Here is a 20,863-nt window from a genome sequence, read left to right on the forward strand (position 1 = left end):
TGGGCATCGTCCTCGGCGCCGGAACGCCAAGGGTGTCGGGTCGTACACTAGGTCCGATTCAACGGGGGCGGGGTAATCGACCCAACGGAGGTATCGCTTTGCCCGACACCAGGCACGGCCGCACTGTCGCCGAACTGCCACTGGCTCCGCTCAATCCGCTCCCGTACCGGCAAAGACGTGATGCGTTGCGCAACTTCCACACCGGGACCGACATCCTGCGTGATGCGGGTGGCCCGGTCACCCGGTTCACCCTCGGCCCGCGGTGGCTGATGCCGCCCATCGTGTTGGCCACCTCACCTCAGGGAATCCGCGATATCAACAGTGTCCGCGACGGTTCCATCGACAAGACCAGCGCGGTCGCCGCGCAGCTGCGCAGCCTCATCGGCGGGAACCTTTTCGTCTTGCCGCACGAGGAATGGCTACCTCGGCGGCGCACTCTGCAACCGGTTTTCACCAAGCAGCGGGTCGACTCGTTCGCCGGGCACATGGCCGAGGCGGCCGAGAAGATCGCCGGTGCGTGGCTCGACGGCGGCGATCCCGGTGGCCGCACAATCAATCTGGCCGAACAGTGCGGGCTGCTGTCGATGCGCGTGCTGGGCCGCTCGGTGCTCGGGCTGAATCTCGACGAGCGGGCCGACGCCGTCGCCGAACCGCTGCGGGTGGCCACCAGTTACGCCGTGAGCCGCGCGTTGCGCCCGGTGCGCGCCCCGTCCTGGTTCCCGACCCGGGCCCGCAAGCGGGCGCACGCGGCCACCGCGACCATCCGTGGACTGGCCGACGAGATCATCGCGGCATGCCGGGCCGACCCGGACCTGGACGCCCCGCTGGTGCACGCCCTCATCGCGGCCCGGGATCCGGAGACCGGCCGGCCGTTGTCGGACGCCGAGATCCGCGACGAGATGATCATCTTCCTGTTCGCCGGTCAGGACACCACGGCCACCACCCTGACCTACGCGCTGTGGTCGCTGGGCCGGCATCCGCAGATCCAGGACCGGGTCGCCGCCGAGGTCGCGGCGCTCGGTGAGCGTCGGCTGTCCACCGCCGACGTCGACCGGCTCGGCTACACCGTGCAGGTCGTCAAGGAGGCGTTGCGGCTGTGCCCGCCGGGGCCGACGGGCAGCCGGATGGCCACCGAGGATGTGGAGGTCGCCGGCTACCGGGTGCAGGCCGGAACGATGCTGGTGTTCGGCCGGATGTCGGTGCAGCGGGACCCGTCGCTGTGGGAGAACCCGCTGGAGTTCGACCCCGACCGGTTCAGCGCCGAGCGGTCGAAGGACCGGGACCGCTGGCAGTATCTGCCCTTCGGCGGCGGGCCGAGGTCGTGCATCGGCGATCACTTCGCCATGTTGGAGGCCACGCTGGCGGTGGCCACCATCATCGGGCGGGCACGAATCACCGCCCTGGAGAACGACTTTCCGCTCGCGGTGCCCTTCACCATGGTGCCCGACGGACCGATCCCGGCCCGGGTGACCGTGCGTTGACCCCTGGTGGGGCGTACCCCACGAACACCCGCACCAGGGATCAACGCTCGCCATGTGGTCAGTCGTCGGCGTCCTCGTCGTCCGACTCGGCCATCTGGCCGTTGCGGATCAGCGCCGTCACGGCCGCATCCCAGCGCTGCAACTGCGCTTGGGACCCGAACGGTCCGGGCAGATGGCGTTCGATGTGCGGACGCAGGATCACCGCGCCTACCCGCAGGATCAGCGGGTTCAACGAGCCCCACACCGGGTCGAGGTCGGGCCGGGTCAGGCCGGCCTCGGCGAACTTCTCCCCCTGAGCCGCGCTGATCTGCAGCAGACCGTCGAAGATGACCGAGCCGATCTTGTCGCCTTCGATGAGAGCGTGGGCGATGTAGTTGGTGAGGTCTGGATGCTCGTCGACCAGCTGCGCGAACCGCTTGCCCATGCCGTGCGGATTGTCGGTCGCCGACTCCGGCATCGGCGTCGCCTCGATGATCTCGCCGAACACCTGCAGCACGTAGTCGTCGACGGCGGCGACCAGTCCGGCCTTGTTGCGGAAGTAGTGCTGCACCAGGCCGATCGACACGCCGGCCTCCTCGGCGACCGCGCGCAGTGAGGTCGCCGACACACCCTTGTCGGCAAGGGTCCGCACGGCCGCGTCGCGGATCCGGTCGATACTCGTCGGCTCGGGCGGCACGCGCGGTCTCAGGAAGACCGTCATGCGCTCGACAATACAGCCAACTTGGGATCCAATGCGCGCCTACCGTGGGGCGGTATGACAAGCTGGGCGGACGGTACACCCGCACCGTCTGCCGATGTGTCGCCAGATCACCTGAACAGCAACGGAATCACATGCCCAAGGTCACCTACCCGGCCCCGGCCGGGGCGCTGCGCGGATACCTCGCCGTGCCCCCGACCGAAGGCCCGTGGCCGGCGGTGATCGTGGTGCAGGATGTCCGCGGGATGACCGCTGACCTGCGCCGCATCAGCGATCGCCTGGCCGCGGCCGGTTATCTCACGCTGGCCCCCGCGCTGTACAGCCGCGGACTCAAGATCAGGTGCATGATCTCCACCATCCGCACCCATTTCGCCGGTACCGGCGACAGCTTCGACGACATCGTCGCGGCCCGCGATCACTTGCTGGCCGACCCGCGCTGCACCGGCAAGGTGGGCCTGGTCGGGTTCTGCATGGGTGCGGGTTTCGTACTGCAACTTTCGCCCAGTGGACTGTTCGACGCGAGCGCACCGAACTATGGCCTGAACCCCAAGAACATCGAAGCCCTGGCCGAATCCTGTCCGGTGGTCGCCAGTTACGGGGCCAAGGACCGGATCACGCGCACCGGATCGGCCGCCGATCTGGAGACCGTGCTGGCCAGGGGCGGCGTCACCCGCGACATCAAGGAATACGAGAACGTCGGCCACGCCTTCATGAACGACTTCGGCATCCCGGCGCCGTTCACCGTCATCGAACGGCTCGCGGCGATGAACTACTCCGAACCCGAAGCCGAGGACGCCTGGCGACGGATCCTCACCTTCTTCGACGAACATCTGCGCTGAAGGCGCTACGCTGGCCAGCTATGGCCGAGGTGATGGATTGGGATGCTGCTTACTCCGACAACGTTTTCGCGGGGCCACCGCCGTGGAACATCGGCGAGGCGCAACCCGAGATCGCGGCGCTGATCGACGCCGGCAAGATCACCGGCCCCGTACTGGACGCCGGCTGCGGCGTCGGCGACGTCTCGCTGGCGCTCGCCGAGCACGGCTATGACGTGGTGGGCGCCGACATCTCCACCGTCGCCATCGAGGCGGCGACCCGGGCCGCGGAGTCCCGCAATCTGACCAATGTGCGCTTCATCCAAGGGGATCTGCGCACGCTCACCGTCGACGGTGAACCGTTCAACACCATCGTCGACTGCACGCTGTTCCACTCGCTGCCGGTCGAGGCGCGCGAGGATTACCTGCGCGGGGTGCACCAGGTGTCCGCGCCCGGCGCGGTCCTGCACATGCTGGTGTTCACCACCGATGCGCTGCCGCCGGACTCCCCTTTCCCGGTGCCCAACCTGGTGACCGAGGCCGAACTGCGCGAGGTGGTCTCGCGGGTCTGGACCATCGAGAACGTGCAGCCCGCGTTCGTGGCGGTGAAACTGCCCGATGTCCCGAACCTGCCGGAGCACAGCTTCGAGAGCGACGCGAAGGGCCGGGTCAGGTTGCCCGCGCTGCTGCTCTCCGCACGCAAGTCCGGTTAGTCGCGCCGCCAGTCGATGGTGCCGGCCGCCAGGATCTTCGCCATGGCGGCCGCATCGACAGGCGGGGACAGCAGAAAGCCCTGGGCCTGAAAACAACCCAGCTGCACCAGGGTCTGTGCTGCCGCCTCGGTCTCCAGGCCGACGGCGACCAGACCGAGGCCGAAGGCCTCGCCCAGTGACACGATGGCCCGGATGATGGCCAGATCGTCGGAACCGTCCTGTAGCTCCTGCACGAACGTCCGGTCGATTTTCAGGGTGTCGATCGGCAGGGCCTTGAGCCGGCTGAGATCGCTGTAGGCTGCCCCGAATTCGTCGAGCGCCAGGCTGACCCCGAGGGCCCGCAACTCGGTGAGGGTGTCGCCGTTGAGGTCGACATCGTCGGTGACGAAGCTCTCCGAGATCTCCAGGCTCAACGATGCCGGTTCCAGGTCGAACTCCTCGAGCACCCGGGCGACATGGTCGGCGAAGCCGTAGGCCACCCGCTGCACCGGTGACACGTTGACCCTCAGCTTCACGTCCCGGGCCAGGCCCGACGACCGCCACTGCCGCAGCTGGGCACAGGAGTCGTGCAGCACCTTGCGGCCCAGCACCGCAGCCAGATTGGAGGATTCGGCCACCGGCATGAACGCGCTCGGCAGCAGCATGCCCCGGGTGGGGTGGTTCCAGCGCACCAGCGCCTCCACCGCGACCACCTCGCCGGTGCGCAGGTCCACCTCGGGCTGGTAGTGCACCACGAAGGCGCCGCTTTCGATGCCGTCGCGCAGATGCAGCTCAACATCGTTGAGCAGTAGGTATTTCAGGGCGATCGCATCGGTGAAGACGGCGACGTCGTTGCCGCCCGAGCCCTTGGCCGCCACCAGCGCCAGATCGGCGTGCCGCAACACGTCGGATGCCGAATCCTTGCCCGGGAGGCCCACCGCCACACCGATACTGGCGGTGCGCCGGACGAACTCGCGGCCCACCGTGAACGGCTCCTTGAGCAGTAGCCGGACCTGGTCGGCCAGCGCTTCGGCCTCCGGCAGTTCCAGTGGCCCGTGCGGCACGATCACGAACTCGTCGCCGCCCTGGCGCGCCAGAAACGCGGTGTCGCCCACCGATTCGCGCAACCGCCCGGCGAACTCGGCGATCAGCTCGTCACCCGAGGTGTGACCGAACAGGTCGTTGACCGACTTCAACCGGTCGAGATCGGTGAACAGGACGGCCACCGGGCCGTCCTGCCCGGCCTCCAGCCGTCGGTCCAGATGTTGCGCGAGCACCCGGTTGTTGCACAGTCCGGTGAGGTCGTCGTGTTCGGCCAGGTACTGCAGCCGGTCGATCGCCAGCAACCGCGCCTGCAGTTGCGCGAACATGGTCGCGATCGTCTTCAGCGCGTTGAGCTCTTCTTCCAGCCACTCCCGGTCGCCGTACTTGACGAACCCCAGCGTCCCGGTGGTCACGTCATGGGACAGCAGCGGCACGCAGGCCAGCGAGATCTGCGGCACCTCGGTGCCCTGTTGAATTGTTTGCTGATATTCGTCGGTTTTCGGCTCCGGCCGGATCACCAGCGGCTCTTTGAGCCATTCGGCCATTGCGAACACCGGGTCCGCGTCGGCGAAGTAAACGACCCCGATCGGGTCCGGATCGGGGACGAAGGTACGAATCGGCCACTGCGCCACCAGCCGAGTGGCGTGAATATCATGATCATTGTGGCGCAGAAATGCGACATCAAGACCCAGATATGCGGCCAAATCGGTCAGCACCAACTCACTGACCTCGACCGCGTTTTCGCTGGTGGCGGTGAAGAGCCGCTTGGCGGTCAGATCCACCAAGCCATTGAGGCTGGCGGGCACGTCAGGTCACCACCAACGTATCCCCGCCGACACGGCGCACACGGCGGAGGAGAAACACCAGCAATACTTTAGCGGTCCATCCGAGAAATGTGTGTTGCGCCATTACGAAAATTGTTCGCAGACAATTGTTGTGAATATGGCATAACACGACAAGTGCGGGCTCTACCGCCAAATGTGGGAACCCGCGCGCCGATGAAAAAACCCGCCCGGCCGAAGCCGGAGCGGGTTCTTTCAAACGTGGAGCTAAGGGGATTCGAACCCCTGACCCCCACACTGCCAGTGTGGTGCGCTACCAACTGCGCCATAGCCCCGTTTGTGGTGCTGTTGAAAGGTACACCACTGCACCGTGCAGGTTCAAAACGGCTGGTCAGGGCACCTCTCCACCGGCCTCCGGGCCGATCGAGCGGGCCGGGGTGTGACCCGCGGGCGGTTCCCGGTGGGTCTCCGGGGCGAACATCCAGCCCACCGCGGCCAACAGCAGGATCAACCCGCTGATCACAAAAGCCCAGGAAAACGACAGGTACTGCGCGATCAGACCGACCAGCAGCGACCCGCCGATCGAGCCGACGTCGGCCATCATCTGGAAAGTGGCCACCGCGGTGCCCCCGCGGGCCTTGCTGCCCACCACATCGGCGACCGCAGCCTGCTGCGGCGCGACGAAGATTCCGGTGGCCGCACCCGCCACATAGCCGGCGACCAGAAACACCGTCAGCGACTCGCTGAAACCCACCAGACCGGTCGACACCGCGGCCAGCAGCAGCCCGAAGATCACCAGCTTGCGCCGCCCGAACCGGTCGGACAGATACCCGCTGGGGATCACGACCGAGATGTTGCCCACCGCGAACGCGGTGAGCGCCAGCCCCGCCACCCCCGGGCTGCGGCCCAACACCTCCACCACGAACAGCGGGACCAACGCGATCCGCAGCCCGAACGACGCCCACCCGGTCGCGAAGTTGGACAGCAGTGCCGCCCGGAACGCCCCGTGCCGGAACACCGTCGTGAACGGCACCGGCGGATCCACGTTCTCCTCGGCGGCGGCCAGATGCGAGTGGCGCAGACTGACGAAGACGACGGCCGCGGCGACCAGCAGGGCGGCACCGTAGATCAGGAACGGCGCGGACAGACCGAATCCCGCGGTCAGGCTGCCCAGGATCGGACCGCCCACCGAGCCGATCATGAAACCCGAGGAGAACAGGCCCGCCACCCGCCCCCGGGCGTCGGCCGGCGAGATGCGGATCATCAGGCCCAGCGAGGACACCGTGAACATGGCCGAGCCGATTCCGCCCAGCGAGCGGAACAGCAGCAGCTGCCAATAGGTTTCGGCAAGGGCACAGGCCGCCGTCGACACCGCCACGATCAGCAGGCCGCCGATGTACACGCGACGCTCCCCCAGCCGCTGGACCAGGAACCCGGCCGGCGGGGCGCCGACCAGGCGCATCACGGCGAAGGCGGTGATGACGAAGGTGGCCGCGGCGATGCTGACCCCGAAGTGCCGGGCGTACTGCGGCAGCACCGGGGCGACCACGCCGTACCCGAGCGCGACCACCACGTTTGCCGCGACCAGAACCCAGACCTCGCGCGGAAGCGTCCGCTTGGTCGGGGTCGGACAGTCGCTGTCTTCGGGCGCAGAACTCACCCGATGACTGTATTCACCAGATCCTTGGCGGCCTGCTGGACCTCGGCCAGATGCTCCGGGCCCTTGAAGGATTCCGCGTAGATCTTGTAGACGTCCTCGGTGCCCGACGGGCGGGCGGCGAACCAGGCGTTCTCGGTCGTCACCTTCAGCCCACCCAGCGCGGCGCCGTTGCCGGGGGCGGCGGTTTGTTTCGCGGTGATCGGCTCGCCGGCCAACTCGGTGGCGCTCACCTGCTCGGCGGACAGCTTGGCCAGCCGGGCCTTCTGGTCCCGGTCGGCGGGGGCGTCGATGCGCGCATAGGTGGGTGCCCCGTACTGCTCGGCGAGTTCGACGTAGCGCTGCGACGGGGTGGAGCCGGTGACGGCCAGGATCTCCGAGGCCAGCAACGCCAGGATGATGCCGTCCTTGTCGGTGGTCCAGGTTGTCCCGTCGGTACGCAGGAACGATGCCCCGGCGCTCTCCTCGCCCCCGAAACCGATTGTCCCGGTCACCAATCCGTCCACGAACCACTTGAAGCCGACGGGCACCTCCACCAGTTCCCGGCCCAGCCCGGCCACCACGCGGTCGATGATGGAGCTGCTGACCGCGGTCTTGCCGACGGCGGTGCCGGCCGCCCACTCGGGCCGGTGGGTGTACAGGTAGTCGATGGCCACGGCCAGGTAGTGGTTCGGATTCATCAGCCCGCCGTCGGGGGTGACGATGCCGTGCCGGTCGGAGTCGGCGTCATTGCCGGTGGCGATCTGATAGCGGTCCCGGTTCGCGATCAGCGAGGCCATCGCGTTCGGCGAACTGCAGTCCATCCGGATCTTGCCGTCGGTGTCCAGCGTCATGAACCGCCAGGTGGCGTCGACGAGCGGGTTCACTACGGTCAGGTCCAGGTTGTGGGTTTCGGCGATCGCGCCCCAGTAGTCGACGCTGGCCCCGCCCAGCGGGTCCGCACCGATGCGTACCCCCTCGGCGCGGATCGCGTGCAGGTTCACCACGTGGGGCAGATCCGCGATGTAGGCGTTGAGGTAGTCGTGCCGCTGCGCGATCTGCAGTGCCCGGGACAACGGGACCCGTTTCACCGCCCGGATACCTTCGCGCAGAATCTCGTTGGCGCGCTTGGCGATCACGCTGGTGGCATCCGAGTCGGCCGGGCCCCCGTTGGGCGGGTTGTACTTGAAGCCGCCGTCGCGCGGCGGGTTGTGTGACGGGGTGACGACGATTCCATCTGCCAGATCGGTATCGCGGCCACGGTTGAAGGTCAGGATGGCGTGACTGACCGCCGGCGTCGGGGTGTAGCGGTCCGCGGCGTCGATCATGGCGACCACGTCGTTGGCGGCCAGCACCTCCAGCGCCGACACCCAGGCCGGCTCGCTCAGCGCGTGCGTGTCGCGGCCCAGGAACAGCGGGCCGGTGGTGCCCTGGGATGCCCGGTACTCGACGATGGCCTGCGTGGTGGCCAGGATGTGCGCCTCGTTGAACGCGCCGTCCAGGGCCGAGCCGCGATGGCCGGAGGTGCCGAACACCACCTGCTGGGCGACGTCGTCGGGATCGGGTTGCACCGTGTAATACGCGGTGACCAGATGCGCGAGGTCGACGAGATCTTCGGGTTGTGCCGGCTGCCCGGCTCGCGGATTGGCCACCATGGGTCCATCCTGTCCTACCCTCGGTGCCGCTGTCTTGTCCTGACCCCAAGCCGACCACAAGTTCGTCGCAAGTGGGCCGGGTGAAAGTGACCGGCATGACCGATACCTCACGTTCAGCCCAGCCCGCCCGCGTCGCGAATCCGGAACTCGACCTCAGCGGAATCACCCTGACGCACCGCGCGATGGTCACCGACACCTCCCGGCTCGCGGACCTGACCACCGCGGTCGCCCAGCGCCGGCTGCCCTGCCCGCCGCGGCGTGCCCGCGCCATCGCCCGCTACGTCACGTTGATGTGCGAGTCGATCCACCACCACCACACGATGGAGGACGACGTGCTGTGGCCGGTGATCGAGGCCGCGGCGGGCGACTTCGTCGATCTGAGCGAGCTGACCGAGGATCACGCCGCCCTGGACCCGCGGCTGGACCGGCTGCGGGCCGCCGCGGCCGCGTTCGGGCGCAGCGGTGACCCCGAGATGGCCCGGCCGCTGGCGGCCGGGCTGGCCGACCTGCATCGGTTGCTGAATGCGCACATCGCCGACGAGGAGCGCGAACTGTTCCCGGTGATCCGCCGGTACGTCTCGATCCAGGACTGGCAGGCGGTGGAGAAGGCCGCGCAGCGCACCGGTCGGTTGTCGTTCGACGGGCCGCGGATCCTCGCGGTCGCCACCGACCCCGAGCGCGCCACGCTGGCCGCCGCTGTGCCCGCCCCGCTGATGATGTTGCTGCGCTGCATGGCGTGGCGGCACCGTTCGTTCGAACGCGCGGTGTTCGGGTAGGCCCTCAGTCGATCAGGGCGCGCGCCTGCGCGGCCAGCCGCTCGGTCAGCTCGGCGGCCGCCCGCCGGTACCGGGCGGCGGCCCCGGTGTCCCCGGTGGCCTCGGCGACGGCCGCCAGCGCCGCGTCCACCGGGCCGGTGAGCAGGGTGCCGTTGTCCAGCCCCGCCATCCGCCCGGAGTACGGCAGCAGCTCCGCGGCCGTGGCGGTGGCGGTGTCCAGGTCGCCGAGCGCGACGGCGGCATGCACCCGCAGGGTCGCGGTCGCCACGAAGTAGTAGGACCGTTCCAGCGGTATCCGCTCCGCCCAGATCTGTTGGGCCTCGGCGGGTCTGCCCGCCTGGTGCAGGGCCAGCGCGGCACCCTCGGCGATGGTCCGTGACACCTGCCGGTGCACGGCGACGAGTTCGTCGGCCATCGGGGCGAGGCTGCCGCGGACCAGGTTGGCGCTGATCCGCCCGACCAAGCCGACGAGTGCGCCGTTGGCGACGCCGTACTCGGCCAGTTTGGCGGCCACCGCGAGGTAGCGCCGCTCCCCCTCGTCGGTGCGCCCGGCCAGCACGGTCAGTTGCGCGCCGAACGCGTCGAGCACGCCGAGCAGGAAGCCGATCTGGCCGGTACCCGCGCGTGCCACCGCGGCGTCGACGTGCTTGACCGCGCCGGCCAGATCCGAACGCCCGGCGGCGTCCAGGAACGCGAACCAGTGCGCGACCGCCTGGTAGTCGATGGCGTCATAGGCTTCCGACACCGAGAGCAACTCGGCCACAACGCTTTCCCGTTGCGCGGCGTGGTCCGGTCCCAGGCAGGCGAAGGCCCGGACGTTGAGCGCGGCGCACAGCAGCCGTTGGTGGGCGACCGGGTCCTGGGCGTGCAGCGTCCTGGCCAGTTGCAGCGCTTCGGTGCTGGCCGCCAGCGCCTCGCCGTGTTCGGCGCCCTCCAGTTCGGTGAACAGGGTGATCAGCAGGCGGGCCCGGGTGTGCGGGGGTTGCTCACGGGCCAGGGCGCGGCGCAGCGGGTCGACGATGACGGGGTCGATGTGGTCACCGGCACGGACCCGCCAGACCAGCGGGCTGTCCGCGGCGGTCAGCACCTGCACCGCGAGATCGTCGGACTCGACGACCGCGATCATGGTGTCGTGCAGCTCTTCCCGTGATCCGAGCGCGTCACCGGCCCGCGCCAACGCCGCGATCAGGCCACACCGGGCCGCCACGGTGGCCGCGTAGTCGGCGCCGGCGAGGCCGAGCATGCGCACCGCGGCCCGGTACTGCCGCGCCGCCTCGACCGGGGCACCCACCGCATCGGCGTCGCGTGCCGCGGCCATCGCGAATCCGGCTGCCTCGGTGGCGGTGTCGGCGGTGGCGGCAGCGACGGCGTGGTGCGCCAGCGACGCGGCGTCGGCGCCGCGGCCGGGTCTGCGCAGCAGCTCCAGGGCCGCCGCGTGCAGCCGGGAACGCCGCAGCACCGAGGTGTCGCCGTAGAGGGTGTCGCGGATCAGGTTGTGCGCAAACCGGATCCGACCGGGAACCGGCTCGTCGAGCAGGCCGGCCAGCACGGCGGGTTCCAGCGCATCGAGCAGTTCCTCGTCGTCGGCGCGGCCCAGCTCGCCGAGCAGGGTGATGTCGACCTCACGTCCCAGTACCGAGGCCTGCCGCAGTGCGGTCGCGGTCTGCGGTGGCAGCCGGGCCAGCCTGCGCCGCAGCACGTCGCCCACCCCGGCGGGCACACCGCCGTGCGCGGCGTCGAGCCCCTCGGCGACCATCAGCCGGGCCAGCTCCCGCACGAAAAGCGGGTTGCCGCCGGTATGTTCGCGCAACAGCCGCAGGGTCTCCGGTGTGACCGCGGGCAGTCCGCAGTCGGTGGCCAGCGCGGTGAGCGCGGCATCGTCGAGCCCGGCCAGCATCAGGTGGGCGGCGGTGTGGTTGGCCAGCGCGGCCCGAGCCTGCCCGAGTTCGGTACCGGACTCCGAGGGCCGGTAGGTGCCGATGACGAGCACCCGGCCCTCGCCGAGCCGGTCGGCGGTGAGCCGCAACAACTCCAGGGTCAGGCCGTCGGTGCGGTGCAGGTCGTCGAGCAGGATGAGCAGCGGCGCCTCGGCGGCGGCCTGACCGAGTACCTCGGCCAGGGCGTGCGCGATCCAGAACACGGTGCCGTCGGCGGTTTGCGTGCCGGGCGACGGGCCGTCGTGCAGCAGCGGTGCCAGCGGCCCGGCGTGCGGGGTGCCGGCGATGCGGCCGGTGAACGGCACCAGCACCTCGGTCCAGGCCCACCCCGGTGGGGCACCGTCGACCTCGGGGCTGCGCCCGGCGGCCACCGTCCACCCGGCATCGCGCAGCCGGGCGGCCGCCGTCTCGACGACCGTGGTCTTGCCGGCTCCGGCTTCGCCACCGATCCACACCACCCGCAGTCCGCCGCGCAGGGCCGCCGCGGCGGCCGCCTCGATGGCCGCGAGCTCATCGACCCGGCCGCGGGTGGGGTTGTCCGGGGCGGGGTGCGGCGCTTCCGGCGGTGCCGCGGCGGGCGTGGGTGCCGCCGCGATCGGTTCCAGGTGCTCGGCCTGGCGCAGGATATCGCGCTCCAGATCCCGCAGGGCGCGGCCGGGTTCCAGGCCGAGTTCGTCGATCAGGTAGTCGCTGGTGCGCCGCAACACCTCCAGCGCGGCGGCCTGGTGCCCGAGCCGGTACCGCGCGACGGCCAGTAGGCAGGCCGCCGTTTCCCGGTCCGGGTGATCGCGCACCGGCGCCTCCAGCACCCGGGCCACCGCGGCGTGCTGCCCCAGCGCGGACTGCGCGGCGGCGTGCGCCTCGATGACCGAGAGCCGCAGCTCGGTCAGCCGGGCCACCTCGGGGGCGGCCCACAGCGCGTCGCGGACCTCGACATAGGGATCGCCGGACCAGTCGGCGACCACCTCCTCCAGCACGGCCGCCCGGGCGCGGGTATCGGTGTGCTGTTCGGCGGCCGCGATCCGGGCTTCCAGCGACCAGATGTCGACGGCGTCGTCCGGCAGCCGCAGGCAGTAGCCGGGGGCGGCGCTGACGATCACCCGGGCCGGGGCGCGGCGCTCGCGTCCGGGTTCGAGCACCCGGCGCAGGTGCGAGATGTAGGCCTGCAGCGCGGCCAGCGCCTTGGGCGGCGGCTCCCCCGCCCACAGATCCTCGATGAGCCGGTCCACCGACACCACGTCGCCGTGCGCGAGCACCAACCGCACCAGCACCGAACGTTGTTTGGGCCCGGCCAGATCGACCGGCTGCCCGCCGACCCACGCCCGGATCGGACCCAGCACCGAGATCCGCACCGCGGGCTGATCGTGCGCCATCATTGTGAGCCGACCTTACTTGTCGGCTCGCCGGCGTACATACTTTGCGGTGTGGCGCTCACGGACCGGCGGGAACTGGCTGCGGTGTTCGCCGGCGGTGCGCTGGGCACGCTGGCCCGCGCCGGACTGAGCCACCTGCTCGCGGTGCCGCCCGGGCACTGGCCGTGGGCCACCTTCGTCGTCAACATCGCCGGCGCCGCACTGCTGGGCTACTTCACCACCCGGCTGCTGGAACGGCTGCCGGTGTCGGCCTACCGCCGGCCGCTGCTCGGCACCGGGCTGTGCGGCGGGCTCACCACCTTTTCCACCATGCAGGTCGAGACCATCGGGATGCTGGAACACGGCCACTACCTACTGGCCGCCGGCTACACCGTGGCCAGCCTGGGGCTGGGCCTGTTGGCCATGCAGCTGAGCACCGGGCTGGTTCGACGGGCAACCCTGCGATGAGGCGGCAGCGGTGACCGCCGTGCTGTGGGGCGCGGTACTGGTCCTCGGCGGTCTCGGCGCGGTGTGCCGGTACCTCGTCGACCGCGCCGTGTCGCGGCGCTTCGCGACCGGATTCCCGCTCGGCACGCTCGCGGTGAACGTCAGCGGCGCCTGGCTGCTCGGGTTCCTGGGCGCACTGGCCCTGGGCCCGCAGGCCGCGCTGCTGGCCGGGACCGCCTTCGTCGGCTCCTACACCACGTTCTCGACCTGGATGCTGGAGACGCACCGGCTGGCCGAGGAGCGCCGGAACCGGCCCGCCGTGGTGAATATCGCCGCCAGTGTGGTGCTCGGACTGGCGGCGGCCTGGGTGGGCCAATTGATGGGGCGCGCAGTGTGAGTACCGATCTGTTGAAGCTGACCGCCTACTTCGGGGAGCGGCAGCGCGGGGCGCGCGGATTCCTCGCCGACGAACTGTTGGACCTGTTCGCCCGGGCGGAGGTGGCCGACAGTGTCGTGCTGCGCGGCATCGGCGGGTTCGGGCCCAGCCACCAGCTGCGGACCGACCGCACGCTGTCGACGTCAGAGGATCTGCCGGTGGCGCTGGCCGCCGTGGACAGCGCCGAGCGCATCCAGGAGCTGGCCGGGCCGGTGGCCGCGGCGCTGAGCCGTGGCGTGCTCACCCTGGAGCGGGCCTCGACCGCTCCCCTCGGATCCGGCTCGGCCAAGCTGACGGTGTATGTCGGTCGCCAGACCAGGATCGCCGGCCGGCCCGCCCACCGGGAGATCTGCGCACTGCTGCGGCAACTCGGGTTCACGGGCGCCACAACGTTTCTCGGGGTGGACGGCACCGAGCACGGCGTCCGGCGGCGGGCCCGGTTCTTCAGCACCAACACCGAGGTGCCGGTGATGATCCTGGCGGTCGGGGATGTCGGGCAGGTGAGCGCGGCGCTGCCCCGGCTGCGCGAACTGCTGCCGACGGCTGTGACGACCGTGGAGCGCATCCAGGTGTGTAAACGCGACGGCGAACTGCTCGGCCGGCCCGCCGAGCTACCCGCAACCGATGCGCGCGGGCTACCGCTGTGGCAGAAGCTCACCGTCCACAGCAGCGCCGGGGTGCCGGCGCACCGCCGCATTGTCGAGGAACTGCGCACCCGGCAGGCGTCCGCCGGGGCCACCGTGCTGCGTGGGATCTGGGGCTTCCACGGCGAGCACGAGCCACACGGCGACAGGATGTTTCAACTCGGCCGTCAGGTCCCGGTCACAACCGTGCTGTTGGACCGCCCCGACCGCATCGCCGCGCATTTCGACCTGGTCGAGGAGCTGACCGCCGAACACGGCCTGGTCACCTGTGAAGTCGTGCCCGCGATGATCACCATCGACGGTGGCAACCGAATCGGGGGCCTCGCCCTCGCCGACCCGACGCGCTGACGCCACCTTCGGTAAGGCTACCCTGAGTAAAATCTCAGGTGTAGGGTCGCCGACCATGGAACTGTCACAGCCCGAAGCGGTCAATCCGGAGCTCCTGGCCATCCTGCGCGACGAGCTCAACATCGACGTGAGCCGGATCTCCCGGGACTCCCGGCTGGTCGACGATGTCGGCATGGACTCGGTGGCCTTCGCCGTCGGCATGGTGGCCATCGAGGACCGTCTGGGCGCGGCGCTGTCGGAGGAAGACCTGCTCAGCTGCGAGACCGTCGGCGAGCTGGAGACCATCGTGCTGGCCAAACTGCCTGTGGATCAGGCCAACTCGTGACCACCGCGCCATGGGGGCTGGCGCAGGCATTGACGGATGCGATGACATCCACCGATCGGGCACTGGCGGTGCTCGATACCGATACCGGTAGCTGGAACCGCCACCCGTGGGGGGAGATTCACGCGCGCGCCGAGAACGTCGCCGCACGCATCTGCGAGGACGACGCGCCCGCCATCGGGCTCGTCGGCGATCCGACCGCCGAGTTCCTCGCCGCCATCCCCGGCGCGTTCCTGGCCGGGGCCGCCGTCTCGATCCTGCCCGGGCCGGTGCGCGGCGCCGACCCCAAACGCTGGGCGCGGGCCACCCTGGAGCGGTTCGAGCGCATCGGGGTGCGCACCGTGTTCAGCCACGGCTCGCACCTGCGCGAACTGACAGCCGCCGGGAGTGCCGTCACCGTCTACGACATCGGCACGGTGGCACACCCGCAGCGCTCGGTCACGCACTCCGGCACCGTGGCCGGCAGCGGCGCGGCGGTGCTGCAGGGCACCGCGGGATCCACCGGGACACCGCGGACCGCGCAGTTGTCACCGCAGGCCGTGCTGGCCAATATCGGCGCCCTGGTCGAACGGGTCGGGGTCACCGAGGCCGACTGCGGCCACTCCTGGCTGCCGCTCTACCACGACATGGGGCTGTCCTTCGTGTTGACGATGGCGCTGGCCGGCGCCGAACTGTGGCAGGCGCCGACATCGGCGTTCTCCGCGCAGCCGTTCGGCTGGACCAAGTGGCTGACCGAGAGCCGCGCGTCGCTCACCGCGGCCCCGAACATGGCCTACAACATCGTCGGCAAGTACGCCGGGCTGGTCGGCGACGCCGATTTCTCGAACCTGCGTTTCGCGCTCAACGGCGGGGAACCCGTGGACTGTGACGGCAGCCGGATGTTCGCCGAGGCGATGGCGAAGTTCGGGCTGCGCCCCGGTGCGCTGGCCCCCTCCTACGGTCTGGCCGAATCCAACTGTGCGGTGGCCGTTCCCACCCCCGGGGCGGGTCTGCAGGTCGACGAGCTGCACATCGTCACCGACCGGGGCGGCTACACCCGCAAGCACGCCGTCCTCGGCACCGCGATTCCGGGTATGGAGATCCGGATCACCGCCCACGACCGGTTCGGCTCGGATGTCTCCGACCGTGAGGTCGGCGAGGTGGAGATTCGTGGTAGCTCGATGATGACCGGTTATCTCGGTGAGCAACCGATCGACTCCGAAACCTGGTTCCCCACCGGGGATATCGGCTATTTCCTGGACGGCAGCCTGGTCATCTGCGGCCGCGCCAAGGAGATCATCACCGTCGCCGGACGCAACATCTTTCCGACCGAGATCGAGAACGTGGCAGCCCAGGTCGACGGGGTGCGGGCCGGCGCCGTGGTCGCCGTGGGCACCGACGGGCCCGCCACCCGTCCGGGCCTGGTGATCGCCGCCGAGTTCAAGGGTGCCGACGAGCCCGCCGCCCGCACCGCACTCGTCGAACTGGTCGCATCCGTTTGCGGCGTCGTCCCAGCCGAAGTCGTGTTCATGCGGCCCGGATCGCTGCCCAGAACCTCATCGGGCAAGTTGCGCCGGCTGGAAGTCAAAAGGAATTTGGAAGGCACCGGACAGTGACTGCAGCACCACCTCAGTCGGCTTCACTCGACGAGTTCAACGAGTTGCTGGACCGGGTCTTCGACGACCGGGTCAAGGAATGGACCGCCGAAGCCGAACGGACCGAGAAGTTCCCCCGCGAACTTCTCGAATACCTGGCCAAGGAAGGCGTTTTCACCGCCAAGTGGGGTCAGGACACCCAGCCTGACGTGGCCAAGGTGATCGCCCTGGCCGAGCGGCTGGGCCGGCTCGGTTCCGGGGGTATCGCCGTCGGGGTGAGCCTGCACGACTCGGCCATCGCGCTGCTGCGCCGCTTCGCCCGCACCGATCACCTGCGCGATATCGCCGAGCGGGCCATCCACGGGGACGCGGTGCTGTGTGTCGGGGCCTCCGAGGAGTCCGGCGGGTCGGACCTGCAGATCGTCGAGACCAAAGTCCGTTCGGTGCGTGACGGTTTCGAGGTCAAGGGCATCAAGAAGTTCGTCTCCCTCTCGCCGATCGCCGATTACGTGCTGGCGGTCGCTCGCAACGTGGACAACGACCCGGACAGCAAGCACGGCAACGTCGTGGTCATCGCGGTCCCGCTGGACGATCCGGGTGTGCAGGTACAGAAGCCCTACACCAAGGTCGGCAACGGCCCGCTGGACACCGCCGCCGTGCACATCGACACCTGGGTGCCGGCCGATGCGTTGGTGGCCCGCGCCGGGATCGGGCTGGCCGCCATCTCCTGGGGCCTGGCCCATGAGCGGATGTCGGTCGCCGGGCAGATCTCCGGCAGCTGCCAGCGGATCCTCGGAATCACGTTGGCCCGCATGATGAACCGGCGCCAGTTCGGCCACACCCTCTACGAGCACCAGGCGTTGCGGATGCGGATGGCCGATCTGCAGGCCCGCGCCGACATGCTGCGCCACGCGCTCACCGGGATCGGGGTGGGCGGCAAGCTGGATCTGCGCACCGCGGCCGCGATGAAGGTGTGCGCGGCCCGGCTCGGTGAAGAGGTCGTCTCCGAGTGCATGCACATCTTCGGCGGCACAGGCTATCTGGTGGACGAGACACCGCTGGGCCAGTGGTGGCGCGATATGAAGCTGGCCCGCGTCGGCGGCGGCACCGATGAGGTGCTGTGGGAACTGGTGGCCGCCGCGATGAAGCCCGATTACGACGGCTACGAGGAAATGATGGGCCTCGAGGGCTGATCATCGCCACGGCGCACAGGTGGCTACTTGTGCGCCGGGATGTCCTCGGGGGTGCGCGGGAAGACGTACAGCGCCATCTTGCGGTTCGCCATCTGATGCTCGCCCAGGAACGTGGCGCCCACGTATTCGACGAGCCGGCGCGCCCCGGTGTTGCGGTGATCCGGGTCGAACATGATGCGCCGGCACTCGGGCTCCAGTTCGAACAGGTCCCGCATCAGCTTGGGCAGCATCCGCGGTGCGATGCCCCGGTTGACCAGTTTGGTGTCCGCGATGGCGGCATGAATACCGAGGTCGTGCGGGTGCGCATCGTAGCGGGTGGCGATGGAATCCTTTGCCGCCCGGTACAGCTCGATGTAACCGATGTCCTCACCCTTGCGGCTGGTCAGGTACGGGCGTGAGAAGGTCCCGGCCAGTTGCGCTTTGAGGTAGAGCCGCCAGCGTTCCGCCGGCCACGCCGACTCCCAGGACTCCACCAGGTGCGGCATGTTCATCCACTCCGAGATCAGCTCGGCGTGCGCGTCCGGGTCGACCAGCCGGGCGCCGTAGGGCTCTTCGATCGCCGGGATCTGCGGCGGACCGACCCGGCGGACCTCATCGGGAATGTCCGTCAGCTCGCGCGGCAGGATCGGCAGCTCATCGTCGGTCTCGATCATTTGCCCCGACCCTACCTAACCGTCCGATCCGAGAGTCCGCTACGCATGTGGGACTGCGTCACAGGTGCGATGGTAGGTACATGAACCGGGACCGGATCGAGGAATTGCGCAGGTGGGAGGACTCCGGCGCGCACTGGCAGGTGGTGGCCCGCACACCGGACCGGCTGACCATTGCGTTGCTGCGCTGCGACGGCGGTGAGGAGGTGGAACGCTTCAGTTCGTCGGACGCGGCGCTGCTGGCGTACGTGGGATCCCGGGACCGCTCCGACGAGTAGGGCGCCCCACCTAGAGTGTCGTCTGTGCTGCAGCCCCCGTTCGCCGACGCCGAAACGGCCGATTCCGCCGAGGAACTGGAGAACGCCGAGGCACTCCAAGCCGAGCTGCCCTCCGCCGACCCGGCTCTGGCCTTGCAGAAGATGGAGAACCGGCTGGTCCGGTTGGACCTGGCCCACGCGGGGGTGCTCAGCGCCGAGCAGCTGCGCAAGCTGCGGTACCTGATCAACTTCGCCAAGCTCTCCGACTTCGAGCCGGGCGCGGCCGGGCCGGGCGGGACCCGCGGCCGCGGCGACGTCTCCGTCGGCGCCGAGCAGGCCGCCTGGCAGCTGCGGGTCGCCGACGCCCTGCACAGACCGCTGCGCGAGGAGAAGCACGGGGTGACCGCGCTGCGGGCGGCGGCCGCGGTGCTGGGTGCTCTGGTCGAGGATCAGGACGTGCAGAGACGTGCGCTCGCCGAGCGGCACGCGGGAGATTTCTCGCCCGCCGAACTGGACGCCGAGGTCGGGCACAAGAAGCTGGTCACCGTGCTCGGCGGTGGCGGTGGCGCGGGCTTCGTCTACATCGGCGGTATGCAGCGGCTGCTGGAGGCCGGGCAGGTGCCCGACTATATGGTCGGTTCGTCGATCGGATCGGTCATCGGATCGGTGATGGCCCGTTCGCTGCCGGTGCCGATCGAGGAGTATGTGGCCTGGGCCAAGACGGTGTCCTACCGCTCGATTCTGGGCCCCGAGCAGTTGCGCCGCCGGCACGGCCTGACCGGGGTGTTCTCGCTGCGGTTCGATCTGTTCGCCGAGGCGCTGTTCACCCGGCCGGATGGGGAGCAGATGCGGATGGCCGATCTCGCCATCCCGTTCGACGCGGTGGTCGCCGGGGTGCGCCGGCAGTCCTTCGCCGCCCTGCCCGCCAAATTCCGGCATCAGGAACTGGCGGTGCTCAAGCTGCGCACCCTGCCGTTCCTGCCCATCGGGGTCGGCCCCGAGGTGGCGGCCCGGCTGTGGCAGGCCGCGGCGTTCATCGATTCCCGGGTGGTCAAGGCCATCGTCGTCGGCGGTGACGACCTGACCCGAAACGTCAATGTCGTTGACGCCGCGTCGTTCTCCTCGGCCATCCCCGGCGTGCTGCACCACGAGACCCGCGACCCGCGGATGCTGCCGATCCTCGACGAGCTGATGGCGGCCAACGATGTGGCGGCCATCGTCGACGGCGGCACCGCCAGCAATGTGCCGGTCGAGCTGGCCTGGAAGCGCATCCGCGACGGCCGGCTGGGCACCCGCAACGCGTGCTACCTGGCGTTCGACTGTTTCCACCCGCAGTGGGATCCGCGCCATCTCTGGCTGGCACCCATCGCGCAGGCCATCCAGCTGCAGATGGTGCGCAACCTGCCGTATTCCGATCACATCGTCCGGTTCTCGCCCACCCTGTCCCCGGTGAACCTGGCCCCCTCGCGCGCCTCGATCGACCGGGCCTGCAGCTGGGGACACAAGCGTGTCGACAAGGCCATCCCGATCACATCGGCTCTGCTGCAACCGGTCTGGTGGGACGAAGACACCTCGACCGCGACGCCGGCCCGGACGGCGGCCGCGTCGGCGGCCTCCCCGATGAGTGCGGTGCTCTCCGCGGTTGCGCCGCCGCGCAACAGGTTCGAGCGCTGGCGCAACCGCTACATCACCTAGAGGTCGCTGGCGTCGTCGGGCACGTCGACGGCGTGCTCGGCCAACGCCTCTAGCGGCACCACTTCCAGCGTGCGTTCATGGGTGGACGCCAGCACCACGGGGGCCGCGAACCCGTCCTGGTAGGCGCGCAACCAGTTCACCGCGGTCACGCACCAGCGGTCCCCCGGCGTCAGACCGGGAAACCGGTACTGCGGCATCGGGGTGCTCAGGTCGTTGCCGATGGCGCGTTGGTGCTCCAGGAATTCGGCAGTCACCACCGCGCAGATGGTGTGCAGGCCGGCGTCCTCGGGCCCCGTCGAGCAGCAGCCGTCGCGGTAGAACCCGGTCAGCGGGTCGGTGCCGCACGGTTCCAGTGGTCCGCCCAGCACATTGAGTTCGGTTTCCTCGGGCATGGGCCCATCATGCTCTACTCCCGGTTTCGACGGCTCTG

General features: G+C 69.7%; 19 protein-coding genes and 1 tRNA gene. 12 read left to right on the top strand and 8 right to left on the bottom strand.

What is annotated here, in order from left to right; translation table 11 throughout:
* Window positions 1–98: 98 nt before the first annotated feature.
* Window positions 99–1,481 (top strand): cytochrome P450, encoded by a 1,383-nt coding sequence (locus V4U86_RS18810; protein WP_395307455.1) that lies wholly within the window; start codon window positions 99–101, stop codon window positions 1,479–1,481.
* Between the two features lie 58 nt (window positions 1,482–1,539).
* On the opposite strand, the gene V4U86_RS18815 is transcribed toward V4U86_RS18810, so the two are convergent.
* Complete coding sequence (locus V4U86_RS18815) at window positions 1,540–2,181, bottom strand: TetR/AcrR family transcriptional regulator (protein WP_395307456.1); 642 nt, start codon at window positions 2,179–2,181, stop codon at window positions 1,540–1,542.
* Window positions 2,182–2,312: 131 nt separating this feature from the next.
* Here V4U86_RS18815 and V4U86_RS18820 point away from each other — a divergent pair, with 131 nt between their 5' ends.
* Window positions 2,313–3,017, top strand: coding sequence for a dienelactone hydrolase family protein (locus V4U86_RS18820; protein ID WP_395307457.1), 705 nt, complete (start codon window positions 2,313–2,315; stop codon window positions 3,015–3,017).
* Between the two features lie 20 nt (window positions 3,018–3,037).
* Window positions 3,038–3,706, top strand: a complete 669-nt coding sequence (locus tag V4U86_RS18825; RefSeq protein WP_395307458.1) for a class I SAM-dependent methyltransferase — start codon at window positions 3,038–3,040, stop codon at window positions 3,704–3,706.
* Here the strand turns inward: V4U86_RS18825 and V4U86_RS18830 are convergent.
* The 4 genes from V4U86_RS18830 to pgm form a co-directional block, all read right to left on the bottom strand.
* Window positions 3,703–5,535 carry a putative bifunctional diguanylate cyclase/phosphodiesterase gene (locus tag V4U86_RS18830; protein ID WP_395307459.1) on the bottom strand — a complete coding sequence of 611 codons (1,833 nt, stop codon included), beginning with the start codon at window positions 5,533–5,535 and terminating at the stop codon, window positions 3,703–3,705. The two genes, V4U86_RS18825 and V4U86_RS18830, sit on opposite strands and share 4 nt — an antisense overlap.
* A 238-nt stretch (window positions 5,536–5,773) precedes the next feature.
* Window positions 5,774–5,846 (bottom strand) — tRNA-Ala (locus V4U86_RS18835).
* 56 nt (window positions 5,847–5,902) lie between these two features.
* Window positions 5,903–7,171 carry an MFS transporter gene (locus V4U86_RS18840; protein WP_395307460.1) on the bottom strand — a complete coding sequence of 423 codons (1,269 nt, stop codon included), beginning with the start codon at window positions 7,169–7,171 and terminating at the stop codon, window positions 5,903–5,905.
* Complete coding sequence (pgm, locus tag V4U86_RS18845) at window positions 7,168–8,802, bottom strand: phosphoglucomutase (alpha-D-glucose-1,6-bisphosphate-dependent) (protein ID WP_395307461.1); 1,635 nt, start codon at window positions 8,800–8,802, stop codon at window positions 7,168–7,170. The genes V4U86_RS18840 and pgm overlap by 4 nt, the downstream gene beginning before the upstream one ends.
* Before the next feature lie 95 nt (window positions 8,803–8,897).
* Here pgm and V4U86_RS18850 point away from each other — a divergent pair, with 95 nt between their 5' ends.
* Complete coding sequence (locus V4U86_RS18850) at window positions 8,898–9,578, top strand: hemerythrin domain-containing protein (protein ID WP_395307462.1); 681 nt, start codon at window positions 8,898–8,900, stop codon at window positions 9,576–9,578.
* Window positions 9,579–9,582: 4 nt separating this feature from the next.
* On the opposite strand, the gene V4U86_RS18855 is transcribed toward V4U86_RS18850, so the two are convergent.
* Window positions 9,583–12,888, bottom strand: a complete 3,306-nt coding sequence (locus tag V4U86_RS18855; RefSeq protein WP_395307463.1) for a BTAD domain-containing putative transcriptional regulator — start codon at window positions 12,886–12,888, stop codon at window positions 9,583–9,585.
* 51 nt (window positions 12,889–12,939) lie between these two features.
* Here V4U86_RS18855 and crcB (V4U86_RS18860) point away from each other — a divergent pair, with 51 nt between their 5' ends.
* From crcB (V4U86_RS18860) to mbtN, 6 genes are read left to right on the top strand one after another with little or no spacing between them, the layout of a single operon-like run.
* Window positions 12,940–13,335, top strand: coding sequence for a fluoride efflux transporter CrcB (crcB, locus tag V4U86_RS18860; protein ID WP_395307464.1), 396 nt, complete (start codon window positions 12,940–12,942; stop codon window positions 13,333–13,335).
* A gap of 10 nt (window positions 13,336–13,345) precedes the next feature.
* Window positions 13,346–13,711, top strand: coding sequence for a fluoride efflux transporter CrcB (gene crcB / locus V4U86_RS18865; protein WP_395307465.1), 366 nt, complete (start codon window positions 13,346–13,348; stop codon window positions 13,709–13,711).
* The gene (locus tag V4U86_RS18870) at window positions 13,708–14,742 is read left to right on the top strand and encodes a DUF190 domain-containing protein (protein WP_395307466.1); all 1,035 of its coding nucleotides are present in this window, start codon (window positions 13,708–13,710) and stop codon (window positions 14,740–14,742) included. Before crcB (V4U86_RS18865) ends, V4U86_RS18870 begins: the two co-directional genes overlap by 4 nt.
* A 31-nt stretch (window positions 14,743–14,773) precedes the next feature.
* On the top strand, window positions 14,774–15,067 hold the full coding sequence (locus V4U86_RS18875) for an acyl carrier protein (protein WP_395312112.1): 294 nt from the start codon (window positions 14,774–14,776) through the stop codon (window positions 15,065–15,067).
* A gap of 17 nt (window positions 15,068–15,084) precedes the next feature.
* Window positions 15,085–16,659: a long-chain-fatty acid--ACP ligase MbtM gene (mbtM, locus tag V4U86_RS18880; protein ID WP_395312113.1), complete on the top strand. Its 1,575-nt coding sequence runs from the start codon at window positions 15,085–15,087 to the stop codon at window positions 16,657–16,659.
* The gene (gene mbtN, locus V4U86_RS18885) at window positions 16,656–17,831 is read left to right on the top strand and encodes a mycobactin biosynthesis acyl-ACP dehydrogenase MbtN (RefSeq protein ID WP_395307467.1); all 1,176 of its coding nucleotides are present in this window, start codon (window positions 16,656–16,658) and stop codon (window positions 17,829–17,831) included. The genes mbtM and mbtN overlap by 4 nt, the downstream gene beginning before the upstream one ends.
* A gap of 23 nt (window positions 17,832–17,854) precedes the next feature.
* Here mbtN and V4U86_RS18890 read toward each other — a convergent pair whose 3' ends face one another.
* Window positions 17,855–18,484 carry a GNAT family N-acetyltransferase gene (locus V4U86_RS18890; protein WP_395307468.1) on the bottom strand — a complete coding sequence of 210 codons (630 nt, stop codon included), beginning with the start codon at window positions 18,482–18,484 and terminating at the stop codon, window positions 17,855–17,857.
* An 80-nt stretch (window positions 18,485–18,564) separates the two neighbouring features.
* On the opposite strand from V4U86_RS18890, the gene V4U86_RS18895 reads away from it, so the two are divergent.
* Entirely contained in the window at window positions 18,565–18,759 is a 195-nt protein-coding gene (locus V4U86_RS18895) for a hypothetical protein (protein WP_395307469.1), read from the top strand.
* A gap of 27 nt (window positions 18,760–18,786) precedes the next feature.
* Complete coding sequence (locus V4U86_RS18900) at window positions 18,787–20,433, top strand: patatin-like phospholipase family protein (protein ID WP_395312114.1); 1,647 nt, start codon at window positions 18,787–18,789, stop codon at window positions 20,431–20,433.
* Here V4U86_RS18900 and V4U86_RS18905 read toward each other — a convergent pair.
* A complete protein-coding gene (locus V4U86_RS18905; protein ID WP_395307470.1) occupies window positions 20,430–20,825 on the bottom strand; it encodes a DUF2237 family protein in 396 nt (131 codons plus the stop codon). The genes V4U86_RS18900 and V4U86_RS18905 overlap by 4 nt on opposite strands.
* Between the last annotated feature and the right edge of the window lie 38 nt (window positions 20,826–20,863).

This window comes from Mycobacterium sp. AMU20-3851 (assembly GCF_043974665.1).
Classification (GTDB): Bacteria; Actinomycetota; Actinomycetes; order Mycobacteriales; family Mycobacteriaceae; genus Mycobacterium.

What these genes read in the sequence shown, in the direction of transcription:
- V4U86_RS18815 (WP_395307456.1), bottom strand. Translation starts at nt 2,181, where the DNA reads ATGACGGTCTTCCTGAGACCGCGCGTGCCGCCCGAGCCGACGAGTATC.
- V4U86_RS18820 (WP_395307457.1), top strand. Translation starts at nt 2,313, where the DNA reads ATGCCCAAGGTCACCTACCCGGCCCCGGCCGGGGCGCTGCGCGGATAC.
- V4U86_RS18825 (WP_395307458.1), top strand. Translation starts at nt 3,038, where the DNA reads ATGGCCGAGGTGATGGATTGGGATGCTGCTTACTCCGACAACGTTTTC.
- pgm (WP_395307461.1), bottom strand. Translation starts at nt 8,802, where the DNA reads ATGGTGGCCAATCCGCGAGCCGGGCAGCCGGCACAACCCGAAGATCTC.
- V4U86_RS18850 (WP_395307462.1), top strand. Translation starts at nt 8,898, where the DNA reads ATGACCGATACCTCACGTTCAGCCCAGCCCGCCCGCGTCGCGAATCCG.
- V4U86_RS18855 (WP_395307463.1), bottom strand. Translation starts at nt 12,888, where the DNA reads ATGGCGCACGATCAGCCCGCGGTGCGGATCTCGGTGCTGGGTCCGATC.
- V4U86_RS18890 (WP_395307468.1), bottom strand. Translation starts at nt 18,484, where the DNA reads ATGATCGAGACCGACGATGAGCTGCCGATCCTGCCGCGCGAGCTGACG.
- V4U86_RS18895 (WP_395307469.1), top strand. Translation starts at nt 18,565, where the DNA reads ATGAACCGGGACCGGATCGAGGAATTGCGCAGGTGGGAGGACTCCGGC.
- V4U86_RS18905 (WP_395307470.1), bottom strand. Translation starts at nt 20,825, where the DNA reads ATGCCCGAGGAAACCGAACTCAATGTGCTGGGCGGACCACTGGAACCG.